General features: G+C 63.0%; 8 protein-coding genes and 2 rRNA genes. 3 read left to right on the plus strand and 7 right to left on the minus strand.

All coding sequences use genetic code 11. The features are described from left to right. Positions 1-15: 15 nt before the first annotated feature. On the minus strand, positions 16-3,225 hold the full coding sequence (locus tag C7411_RS15995; RefSeq protein WP_110385228.1) for an efflux RND transporter permease subunit: 3,210 nt from the start codon (positions 3,223-3,225) through the stop codon (positions 16-18). Positions 3,226-3,479: 254 nt separating this feature from the next. Continuing rightward, positions 3,480-4,517, minus strand: a complete 1,038-nt coding sequence (locus C7411_RS16000; RefSeq protein WP_110385229.1) for a LysR family transcriptional regulator — start codon at positions 4,515-4,517, stop codon at positions 3,480-3,482. A gap of 229 nt (positions 4,518-4,746) precedes the next feature. On the opposite strand from C7411_RS16000, the gene C7411_RS16005 reads away from it, so the two are divergent. Continuing rightward, positions 4,747-5,454 carry an MgtC/SapB family protein gene (locus C7411_RS16005; RefSeq protein ID WP_110385259.1) on the plus strand — a complete coding sequence of 236 codons (708 nt, stop codon included), beginning with the start codon at positions 4,747-4,749 and terminating at the stop codon, positions 5,452-5,454. Between the two features lie 186 nt (positions 5,455-5,640). After that, on the plus strand, positions 5,641-5,892 hold the full coding sequence (locus tag C7411_RS16010; RefSeq protein WP_042265070.1) for a GlsB/YeaQ/YmgE family stress response membrane protein: 252 nt from the start codon (positions 5,641-5,643) through the stop codon (positions 5,890-5,892). Positions 5,893-5,982: 90 nt separating this feature from the next. Here the strand turns inward: C7411_RS16010 and C7411_RS16015 are convergent, their stop codons facing one another. The 3 genes from C7411_RS16015 to C7411_RS16025 form a co-directional block, all read right to left on the minus strand. After that, entirely contained in the window at positions 5,983-7,509 is a 1,527-nt protein-coding gene (locus C7411_RS16015; protein ID WP_110385230.1) for an acetyl-CoA hydrolase/transferase family protein, read from the minus strand. A 196-nt stretch (positions 7,510-7,705) separates the two neighbouring features. After that, a complete protein-coding gene (locus C7411_RS16020; RefSeq protein ID WP_110385231.1) occupies positions 7,706-7,927 on the minus strand; it encodes a hypothetical protein in 222 nt (73 codons plus the stop codon). Positions 7,928-8,055: 128 nt separating this feature from the next. Continuing rightward, positions 8,056-10,275 (minus strand): FUSC family protein, encoded by a 2,220-nt coding sequence (locus C7411_RS16025; protein WP_110385232.1) that lies wholly within the window; start codon positions 10,273-10,275, stop codon positions 8,056-8,058. A gap of 158 nt (positions 10,276-10,433) precedes the next feature. Between C7411_RS16025 and C7411_RS16030 the strand changes: the two genes are divergently transcribed. Beyond that, positions 10,434-11,447 carry a LysR family transcriptional regulator gene (locus C7411_RS16030; protein WP_110385233.1) on the plus strand — a complete coding sequence of 338 codons (1,014 nt, stop codon included), beginning with the start codon at positions 10,434-10,436 and terminating at the stop codon, positions 11,445-11,447. Positions 11,448-11,586: 139 nt separating this feature from the next. Here C7411_RS16030 and rrf read toward each other — a convergent pair. Beyond that, positions 11,587-11,700: ribosomal RNA gene (gene rrf, locus C7411_RS16035) — 5S ribosomal RNA — on the minus strand. 138 nt (positions 11,701-11,838) lie between these two features. Further along, positions 11,839-11,924 (minus strand): 23S ribosomal RNA (locus C7411_RS16040); the annotation flags it as partial.

Raw genomic sequence — 11,924 nt, forward strand, 5'->3', positions numbered from 1 at the left:
TCGGCCACTTTTGACTTAACGGGTATTGCCTCGTGCACCGCGGCGCTGCGCCTCGCGCTCGCGTTTCGCGGCGGCGCGGTGGGCGAGCCGCGTATGCACGGTCGCAAACATCAGGGGTACGAATAATAGCGTGGAGACCGTAGCGAACAGCAGGCCGCCGATCACCGCGCGCCCGAGCGGCGCGTTCTGTTCCGCGCCTTCGCCGAGGCCGAGCGCCATCGGCACCATGCCGATCATCATGGCGAACGCCGTCATGAGCACGGGGCGGATGCGGGTGGCGCCCGCTTCGAGTGCGGCGGCGAGCGGCGTAGCACCGGCAGACAGACGCTGGCGCGCGAACGAGACCACGAGAATGCTGTTCGCCGTCGCGACGCCCACGGTCATGATCGCTCCAGTGAGCGCCGGCACGCTCAGGTGCGTGCCGGTGATGAACAGCATCCACGCAATGCCGGCGAGCGCGGCGGGCAGCGCGCTGATGATGATGAGCGGATCGGCCCACGACTGGAAGTTCACGACGATCAGCAGATACACGAGCACGACCGCCATCGCAATGCCGACGCCCAGCCCCACGTACGACGAACGCATCGTGCCGATCTGGCCGCGCATGGTGATGGTCGTGCCGCGCGGCGCGTGCGCCTGTGCGTGCCGGATGATGTCGTTGATGTTCACGCCGACGGAACCCAGGTCGCTGCCCTCCACGCTCACGAGCAGGTCGATCACGGGGCGGATGTTGTAGTGCGTGATGATCGCGGGCCCGTTATGTGGCCTGAGCTGAACGAGATTGCTCACCAGTTGCAGCGGCGCATTGGCGTTCGTGCCACGTGCGGAAACCGGCGTGCCCATCAGTTCGTTCATCGACGTTTCGCGGTACTGCGGCGTTTGCACCGTGAGCGGATATTCCACACCGTTTTGCGGGCTCACCCAGAATGCGGGCGAAGTCTGCGTGCTGCCCGAGAGCGCGATCAGCACGTCCTGCGCAACGTTTTGCGGACTCAGGTTCAACTGCTGCATGCGCGAGCGGTCCATTGCAAGCGTGAGCGCGGGCTCGTCGTTGCGCTGCTCGATGTGAGCATCCACGGCACCCGGCAGTTGCCGCACCTGCTTGAGCAGCGTGCTCGCCAGCGCCATGTCCTGGTTCAGGTTCGCGCCCACCACCTGCACGTCGATCGCCGCGGGCTGACCGAAGTTCAGAATCTGCGTGATGATGTCCGCGGGCTGGAAGAAGAACTCGACACCCGGAAACCGTTGCGGGAGCAACGCACGCAGTTTGTCGATATAAATGCGCGAGGGATCGTGATCGGGCTTCAGCGCGATCTGGATTTCGCCATCGAGCGTGCCCATCGTCCCCGCATTGCTGTACGAGAGATTGATACCGCTATAGGGCAGCCCGAGATTATCGACGATCGTCTCGAGTTGATCGGGCGGCACCACGTCGCGAACCACCTGCTCCACCTGGTCGGCAAGGCGCGCGGTTTCCTCGATGCGAAAGCCCGTTGGCGCGCGCATGTGCAGGCGAATGTTGCCGGCATCGACAGAGGGAAAAAAGTCGCGGCCAAGGAAGAACACAAGGAAGAGCGAAAGCAGACAAAACGCGAGGAAACTGCCGCCAAAGACCTTGCGGCGCGAGAGCAGCAGGCTCAACAGCGCGATGTAATTGGCGCGCACGCGCTCGAACGCATGATTGAAACGCCAATGGATGCGCGAGAAGAACGAACCTTGCGCGCGCTGCGCATGCGCGGCGGGATCGTGACCCTCGAAGAGCAGCATGGCGAGCGTCGGGACGAGCGTGCGCGAGAGGATGTACGACGCGATCATCGCGAACACCACGGCTTGCGCGAGCGGCACGAACAGAAAGCGCGCCACGCCGGTGAGGAAGAACATCGGCACGAACACGATACAGATACACAGCGTCGAAACGAGCGCGGGCACGGCGATTTCGCCCGCACCTTCGAGAATGCCGTCGTGCAGTTTCGCGCCCAGATGGAGGTGCCGCTCGATGTTCTCGATCGTGACCGTTGCGTCGTCAACCAGAATGCCGACCGCGAGCGCGAGGCCGCCGAGCGTCATGATGTTGATGGTTTCGCCAAGCGCATAGAGTGCGATGATCGAAGAAAGAATCGACAGCGGAATCGACACGGCGATGATGAGCGTGCTGCGCCAGTTGCCGAGAAAGAGCAGGATCATCGCCGCCGTGAGCGCGGCCGCGATGAGCGCTTCGCGCACCACGCCCTGTACGGCAGCGGAAACGAATACGGACTGGTCGAAGAGCGGCTTGACGACGAGGTCGGCAGGCAGTGTGTCGCGCGCCTTGGGCAACAGGTCCTTGAGCGCGCCCACCACCTGCAGCGTCGACGCGTCGCCGCTCTTGAGGATCGACATCAGCACGCCGCGCTGGCCGTCCTGGCGCACGACGTTGGTCTGCGGCGTGAAGCCGTCGCGCACGTGCGCCACGTCGCCGAGATAGGTGGTCGCGCCGTTGACCGTTTGCACGGGAATGCGGTTCAGGCCCGCGATCGTATCGGGCGATGCATTGGTGTCCACACGATATTCGGTCTGCCCGAGCTTGGCCGTCCCCGTCGGCAGAATGAGGTTCTGCGCGTTGACCGCATTGACGATATCGGCGGGCGTGAGGCCCTTCGAAATGAGCGCGCGCGTGTCGAGATCCACGGAGATCACGCGCGTCTTGCCTCCATACGGGTAAGGCACCTGCGCGCCGGGAATCGTAATGAGCTGCGGGCGCAGGAAGTTCATCGCGATGTCGGCGAGCGCCTGCTCGCTCATCGACTTGCTGGAAAGGCCGAGCTGGATCACCGGAATGCTCGAGGCCGAATAGCTGATGACGAGCGGAGGCGTAGCGCCGGGCGGCATCTGCTTCACCTGCGCCTGTTCCGATGCAACGGCTTGCGCGATCGCCGTTTGCAGGCTCGCGCCCGGCTGCAGGAACAGCTTGATGATGGCGATGCCCGGCAGCGATTGCGACTCGATGTGCTCGATGTTGCTCACCGTGGTCGTGAGACTGCGCTCGTTGACCGAGGTGATGCGGTCGGCCATATCCTGAGCGGAAAAGCCGGTATATGACCAGATGATGCTGATAACAGGGATGTTGATGTTCGGCAGCACGTCGGTGGCCATCGACATGAGCACGAAGGGCGTGGCCAGCACGATCAGGATGGCCATCACGATGAACGTGTACGGCCGCTTCAGCGCGAGATTGACAATCCACATGTCGGTGTTTCGGACAATTCAGGCGAGGGTTTGAGACGGGGGACGCATTCATCCAGCGAGTGCCGCATCATAGGCAATGGCGGTGGCAAGTCGCTGTCGCCAATATGGCGAAATTGACAGGCAATGCGAGAGACGCGCGAAAAGGCACGGGAACGCAGACAGATCGCCGCTGCAGCGTCGCGTAGCGCCCGGAATCCGCAGCCGCGAAACGCGCCGTAACACGCTCGCGCTTCGCGAAGACTTCTTTAACTGCTTCAGTTCACAAGACGCAGCCGCTCCAGGTCGTGCGTGTTGCGATCGCGGCCGCTGCGCGCACGCGTCCCTCGCGGGCCCGCGTGTGCATCCACTTCGCGAAGCGGCGCGTCGCATGTGGCAAGCGCAGTCTCCTGCTCGGCAAGGACGAGCGGCACCTTCTCGCGCAAAAACTCGACGAAGGTGCGGATCTTCGCGTCCAGATAGCGGCGTGAAGCGTACAGCGCGTAGATGTTGAGCTTTTGCAACGTGTGCGTGGGCAGCACGCGCACCAGCGTACCGTCGGCGAGACCGGGCAGCGCCACCGGCACCGGCAGCGGGCCGATGCCCATGCCTTCGCGTATGGCGAGCGCAAGCGCTTCGGGATTGTTGACCTGGAACGGCGTCACACCCGTATGCCGGAAGGTCTCGCCAAGCGGCCCCTCGGAAACCCATTGGCCGGCCGGCAGGCTCGCATCGGTGAGGTGCAGACAGGTATGCGCCTCGAGGTCATCGAACGATTGCGGCTCGCCGCGCGTGCGCAAGTATGCAGGCGATGCGCAGAGGATGGCAGCGGTGCTGCCCAGATGCTGCGAGATCAGCGCGGAGTCCTCGAGATCGGCGGCCACCACGACCGCCACGTCGAAGCCCTCCTCGATGATGTCGGGCATCTGCTGCGCGATGGTGAGATCGACCGACACCTCCGGCAAATGCTGTTGATAACGCGCGATGAGCGGCATGACATAGTGCTGCCCGAAACTCGTGCCGCCGTACACGCGCAGTTTGCCCGAGGGATTCGCGTGCGCAGCAGCGGCTTCGGCCTCGGCCTGCTCGACGTCGGCAAGAATCCGCTTGCAGCTCTGGAAGTAGCGCTCGCCCGCTTCGGTCAGCGACATGCGCCGCGTGGTCCGGTTAAGAAGCCGCGTGCGCAGCCGCGACTCCAGGTCGGTGACCGCGCGCGAGACCTGCGCGGTCGTCATCGTTTCGCTCGCCGCAGCGCGCGTGAAGCTGCCGGACTCCACCACTCGCACGAAGACCCGCATATTGCGCAGCGTATCCATCAGAAACTCCCGTTCATTCGGCCTGCCATTCCCATCTCCATACGAATGGGAGTAGTTTCGCCCACGAGCCGTGGCCTGATCCTGACTCGAACATGACAGCGCGGACAGCTTGGCGCAAAGCCCCGTCCCGCGTATGATCCACGAGCCTCCGATGTACCTCGATACATCCGCCACGCCTTGCGCGAGAGCCGCATGGCGTGCGGCCGCCCTGCGCTTTCATGACAAAACGATGACTCTCGAATTCGCCCTGCGCCTTCTCGCGGCGTTCGCCTGCGGCGTCGCCATCGGCCTGGAACGCCAGATTCGCCAACGCACGGCCGGTCTGCGCACGATCACGCTCGTGGCAAGCGGCGCATGCCTGTTCGTCACGCTCGGCGTGCTGACCGGCAATGGCTCGACCGGCGTGACGCAAATCGCGGCCTATGTCGTCTCTGGCGTAGGTTTTCTGGGCGGCGGCGTGATCATGCGCGAGAAGGGCTCGATTCAGGGCATCAATACCGCGGCGACGCTTTGGTGTTCGGCGGCCGTGGGCGTGCTGTGCGGAGCGGGCCATTACGGCCCGGCGGTGGCCGGCACCGCCGTCGTGCTGCTCACGAATACCGTGCTGCGCGAGGTGAGCCGCATCATCAACGCGTCCCCCGTTTCGAACGCGGATCTCGTGCGCGCTTATGTGCTTACGGTGGTTTGCCGCGAAGAGGACGAAATCCATATCCGCACGCTGCTTTCGAATTCTTTGTACTCCACACCGCTCTCATTCCAGAGCCTCACGAGCGAGGACCTGGCCGGCGATCCGCCGCGCCTGCGCGTGACGGCAACGATGCGCCTGCATCCGAAGTACCAGTCGAAGCTGGAGCTCATGGCGAGCCGCCTGAGCATGGAAAAAGGCGTTTCCAGCGTGAGCTGGACCGCCGCGGAACCCGAAATCGCGCCCGAGTGAGGCTTGCGCGTTGCATCGACCGGCATTTCTTACGAATACATTTCTAATTCGTTGCGTTTTTTAAAACTATCGGCGGCAGTTTTCAAAAACTGTTAATTCTGGCCGCGTTTCATGGACGCGTATTCGCCCTTGGACTAAGCTCCACTCACCGTGATTCTTTCACGCCAACAAGGGGAGTCTATTCATATGCAACACGGCATCATTGCCTGGCTCATCATCGGCGCAATCGCAGGCTGGCTCGCTGGCGTTCTCGTCAAAGGCGGCGGCTTCGGATTATTCGTCGATATCATCGTCGGCATTGTCGGCGCGTTCATCGGCGGTTGGCTTGCCGGTGTGCTCGGCATTCATATCGGCGCTGGCATCATCAGCTCGATCATTACCGCCATTGTCGGCGCGGTCATTCTGCTCTTCATCATCCGCCTCGTGCGACGAGCGTAGCGAAATCGCGGCATCAATGAAAAACGGGAGCACCGTTGCTGGTGCTCCCGTTTTGTTTTGTGTGCTTCGAAACAGCGAACGCCTTGAGCCTTATACGTTCGCGGCGAGTCCGCCCGTCGCTTCGGGCAGCATCGATCCCGTTTGATTGAAGCGCAGATGCATTTCATACGCGCGCGCGAGATCGTGCGGCGTCTGGCCGCCAATCCTGAGTGCGTCGCGATAATAGTCGCGCAGCAGGTCGCGATAGAGCGGATGCGCGCAACGCTCTATCACAAGGTTCGCACGTTCGCGCGGCGCGAGTCCGCGCAGGTCCGCGAGGCCCTGCTCGGTGACGATCACATCGACGTCGTGCTCGTTGTGATCGACGTGCGGCACCATTGGCACGATGCTGGAAATGCGGCCGTCCTTCGCAATTGCCTTGGTCGCGAAGATCGCGCACGACGCATTGCGCGCGAAATCGCCCGAGCCGCCGATACCGTTCATCATGTGCGTGCCGCCCACGTGCGTGGAATTCACGTTGCCGTAGATGTCGCATTCGAGCGCGGTGTTCAGCGCAATCAAGCCGAGGCGGCGAATCACTTCGGGATGGTTGCTGACTTCCTGCGGACGCAGCACGAGCTTGTCGCGATAGCGGTCGAGTTCGGCGAGCACCTGAGCCTGGCGCTGCGCGGAGAGCGTCATCGAGGCGCCCGAGGCGAACACCATCTTGCCGGAATCGATCAGGTCGAAAGTCGAGTCCTGCAATACTTCAGAGTACATCGTCAGCGCTTCGAACGGTGAATCCACGAAGCCCGAAAGCACCGCGTTCGCGATCGTGCCGATGCCGGCCTGCAGCGGCGGCAGTTGCGCGCTCATGCGGCCGTGCTTCACTTCATGCTGCAGGAATTCGATGAGGTGGCCGGCAATGCGCGCGGTTTCTTCGTCGGCGGGCAGCACGGTCGAGGGGCTGTCCGCCTCGTTCGTGATGACGATGGCGGCGATCTTCTCCGGCGGAATTTCGATAGCGGTCGTACCCACACGGTCCTGCGGACGTATGATCGGCAGCGGATCGCGATGCGGGCGGCGACCAGGAATCCACACGTCGTGCAGGCCTTCGAGCGCGAGCGGCTGTGCAAGGTTGATCTCGACGATGACCTTCTCAGCGAGAATCGCGAAGCTCGCCGAATTACCGACCGAAGTGGTGGGCACGATCGCGCCGCTTTCCGTGATCGCGGCGGCTTCGATGATCGCGAGATCGAGTTTGCCGAGCAGGTTCGCGCGCAGCATCTCCACGGTTTCCGAAAGATGCTGGTCGACGAACATCACTTCGCCGCAGTTGATCGCCTTGCGCAGCGTCGCGTCCACCTGAAACGGCAGACGACGCTCGAGCACACCCGCTTCGGTCAGCATGCGATCGACGTCGTGGCCGAGCGAGGCGCCCGTCATCAGCGTAATACGCAGCGGCTCTTTCTCTTCGCGCGCACGGCGCGCCAGCTCGAGCGGCACGGCCTTCGTGTCGCCCGCGCGCGTAAAGCCGCTCGCGCCAACGCGCATGCCGTTGCGCACGAGTTGGGCCGCCTCGGCAGCCGAAGTGATTTTCCCGCGCAAGGCGGCACAACGAATACGGTCTTCGTACATCAAAGTCTCCACAAATTCTCTGATCGCCTGGTGCTTATTTTCAGGTCTTGCATCGGCGGTCGTGCACTGCGAGTTTCACAAAACACTGTTGCAGTGTTTTGCGCAGCCACAATGCGCAAAGCCGCGGCGCCCGGATGAAGGCGTCGCGGCACAGGATCTCAGCGTGCGCCTGCACATGGCTGGCATGCTCTCGATCTCAGCTACCGAAATAAATATTGCAGAAGCTGACCGGGCCGACGCATTCATCCTTCTTTGCCGGCCTTGCGATTTCGCGGTGGGCGGGCGCTTGCGCTACCTGCGGGGCAGCGGACTGCGCGACCTGCTGAGGGACGCTCGCTGCCGGTGCTTCGTTCTGTGCATAAGCAGCGGCGGCGGCAAACAGCGAACAGGCAACAACAGCGATCTTCAGGGACTTCATTTTACTCTCCAGTGCTAATGGGTACTGCGAAGCAGTGATGTGACTATATGACTCAGGATGGAATTGATTAAGCGGGTGGGGTGGAAGGCATATTTCCAGACTGCAGCAAGATCGGGCGGGGCCGCTTTTCATTGCGTTTTCAACGACCTGAGCAGCCCACGCGTGCGGCGTGTGCGGCGTGCCAGCGGCCCGAGCGGCGCATCGCGGTCTAGCAGCGCGCTGCGGATGAAGTGCAGATGACTCAGCAGCCGTTGCACGTCGTGCCGCCTTTCCCGCTCGTGATGCACCGTCGCGAGTGCCTCCTGTGCGATCCATGTCGCGGCGCGCACGGCGCTGAGCGCGCGATCGAGCGCGATGCCGTCCGGGCTCTTGAAGAGATGTGCGATGTCTTCCTGTACGCGCGCGAGAGCCGCGGGCCAGCGCGCGTCATGGAGGTCGAGCCAGTCCGCCGCGTGCGCCTCGTTGCGCAGATCGACCACGGCGTGCCCGACTTCGAGCGTCACGAGCATCCAGCGCAGCGCGCGCCGGTGCGCCTGGCGGCGCCCGTTCAGCAAGAGCCTCAATTGGTGCATCAGGTCGTGCGTGCCGGACTGGAAGCGCTGCCCGAGGCCAACCAGTTCCTCATGACAGGCCTGCACGACCTGGCCGCGCAACGACACGCACATGCGCTCGATGAGCCAGTTCATGTGCGGCGGAAACACCACCGCGAAAGCGAGCGAGGCGACCAGCATTGCGGCAACGACGGCGATGCCGTTGTTGACCAGCAGGTCCGGCGTGTAGACGATCACGTTGTCCGGGCCAGCCAGCAGGCAGAAGAACACCGAGAAGCCGACGCCATAGCCCGCTATGCGCGAGCGCGTGGCGAGAAAAGCGCCGATCGCGAGAACCGGAACGAGTGTCGAGCAGAGCAACGGAAAGCCATCGACATTGGGATAGACGTAGCAGGTGAAGAGATACCCCGTCACGGCGGCGAAGCCCGCGCCGACCGCCATCTGCACCGCCATGCGCGATGCGTTCGGCGACGACGAGGTGAGTGCGCACGTGAGCGCGGCTGCGATCATCGCGAGGCCGCCGCTCGGCCAGTCGGTCTCGACCCAGAACCAGCCCAGCGCCGCCACTACCACGGCCGTGCGCACGAAGGTAAATGCCACCACGTACCAGCTCGTGCGGGGCACGTAGCGCGCTGCGCGCGGCTCCTGCGCGGGACGCGCTTCCATGAGCGATACCCACGTGCGGCTGTAGCGCACGATCTCGGTCGTGAAGCGATAGATGAGTTCGGCCGATGTGTCGAAGTCGGGCAGTGCATCGGGCAGCTTGTGTTCGAGCGGCCGCCGCGTCTCGCGCACATGACGCGGCAGCGTGCGCTGGAAGGCGTCGAGCCCATCGGCGAGCCGCCGTGCATAGGCGCGATCGCCTTCGTTGCGGCGCGGCCGCTGAGCCAGTAGCGCGGCAAGCTCGCCGAAGTATGGCGCGAGCGGCGCGATCGCCGCATCGTACCAATGCAGCCTTTTGAGCAACTGACGCAACGCGTGCAGCCGCGCGCAGGCATCCATGAACTCGGAATTCAGGCGCGAGAGCAGGCCGCTGCGCGAGCGCATCGTCGGGTCTTCGAAAAATGAGAAAGCGCGCGTGGCCTCAAAGCCGACGACATCGTCGACGAGACTCGCAAATCGCCCTTCGAATGCGCCCCTTTCGAGCCGCCCAGCCAACACCGCCGCAGCGAACGCAGTAAAATTCAGATAACGTGAGCGCAGAGTGCGATCGAGCAACGAGCCTGACTGTCGGAGCACGATCACCGCGCTGACCATGCCCGAGCAGAGAATGCCAACGGCCACTTCGGCGCCGCGGCCAAGTGCGGCGAGGAAAAGACCGTTGGGCTGCATCACGAGCGGAATGCCGATCAGCGCTGCCGTATAGCCGGCGAGCACGAAACCGTACCAGCGAAAATGGCGATTCCTCATGGCGGCGGCCGTACATGCGGCAACCCACCCCGTCATCCCGAGTATGTAGAGCTCGGGCTGCTGGACGAACACGGCGCCCAGCACGACCGCCGCGACCATTCCGACCGCAGTGCCGACTATGCGATAAAAACTCTTGGCGAACACCATGCCCGAGAGCGGTTGCATCAGGACGAACACCGTCGTCATCGCGATGCGAGGCTGCGGCAGGTCCAGCAGCATGGAGATGCCCATGGCGAGCAGGCCGGCCGCGACCGTTTTCAGCAGATGAATCCAGATCGCGCCGTCGCTGGCCTGCCAGTCGCGCAACGCCCGTCTGGCCGCGCGCCATATGATTCCCGCGCGCCGACGCGAGTCGAACGCTCGATGTATCGCAGGCTGGCGGCTCATGACAAACGCTCGGGCTGTTTCGAAGACAGGGGCCGATTGTAGGAGCGTCATTGCGCCGCATTAATGGGACGCGCGGGGAACCTCCGTTCCAGATCACTCAACAATGGCGCGCCCCGAGAGGCGGACAATATCGTTTCTGCACCGAACAAGAAGGTCTGATGGATACGTTACAAAATATGCGCGTGTTCGTGCGCGTCGTGGAAGCGGGCAGCTTCACGGCCGCAGCTCAGTCGCTGGATTCGACCACCGGCGCAATGTCGCGCGCGGTGTCGGAGCTCGAAGCGCATTTGCGCACCCGCCTGCTCAACCGCTCGACACGCCGGCTTGCGCTCACACCCGCCGGCGAGCGTTATCTCAAGCGCTGCTCGCAGATTCTCGCGGACGTCGACAGCGCGGAAGAGGAAGCGAGCTGCGCGCACGAACGCCCGGCCGGGGCGTTGCGCATGCACAGCTTCGCGAGTATTGGCCAGCAGTACGTGCTGCCGGCAATTTCGCGCTATCGCGCGCTTCATCCCGAAGTCACCGTGGAACTGACGCTCTCGCAACGGATGCCGGATCTTTTCGAGGGTAGCAGTGACGTCTCGGTGGTTACAGCGTCATCGCTGCCGAATTCCGATCTCGTTTCGCACCAGCTAGGGTCGACGTATAGCATTCTGTGCGCGTCGCCTGGGTATGTGCGTACGCACGGTGCGCCGCGCACACCCGCCGATCTCTCGCATCACGACTGCCTGATTCTCAAGTCGCCTGCGTTCCCGGCGCATGAGTGGACGCTCGAAGGGCCCGAGGGCAGCGTCGAGATGCAAGTGGACGGACCAGTGCAGGTGAATATCGCAGAATCGCTCGCGGTGGCGATACGCGAGGGGATGGGGATCGGGATGCTGCCGGTCTACTCGGCAATCGAAGGACTGCGTAACGGTACGCTCGTGCGCGTGCTGCCGCAGCACAAGCTGCAAAAGACGAACGTGTACGCGCTCTATCCGTCGCGCAAGTTCGTCGACGCGAAAACCAGGACGTGGGTGGAATTCTTGCGCGCGCATGTCCCGCAAGTCATCGAGCGCGACCTGGCGCTGCTTGAAGAACTGACTCAAGAGCAGCTTGTGGACGTCGCAGAAGAGGTTGCCTCGGCGAAGGACGCTGCGGTCGCAGCTGTTGCTCAGAAAGCGACGCAATAGGCCTGTGCTTGCGGAAGCGGATTAATGCAAAAAGCCGTCCACTGGACGGCTTTTTGTGTTTCCGGCATCGGAAGCCCAAACGCCAGAACCCCGGTTCTCTTCAGGAGAGACCGGGGTTCTGGACGGTACAGCATAGGGAGCCTGACGATTACCTACTTTCACACGGGCAATCCGCACTATCATCGGCGTGGAGTCGTTTCACGGTCCTGTTCGGGATGGGAAGGGGTGGGACCGACTCGCTATGGTCATCAGGCATGACGGGTTGCCGCGTCGCTGGTCAGCGCCGCAGCCAATCGGGAAGAAGCGTAAAGAGGTTTGTTGCTGAATTGGGGTTGCGTTGTTTCTGGCACAACACGGATCCCTCAACCGTATGCCGAAACATACCTGTTATAGGATCAAGCCTTACGGGCAATTAGTATCAGTTAGCTCAGTGCATTACTGCACGTGCACACCTGACCTATCAACGTCCTGGTCTCG

This window comes from Paraburkholderia silvatlantica (assembly GCF_003096715.1).
Classification (GTDB): Bacteria; Pseudomonadota; Gammaproteobacteria; order Burkholderiales; family Burkholderiaceae; genus Paraburkholderia; species Paraburkholderia silvatlantica.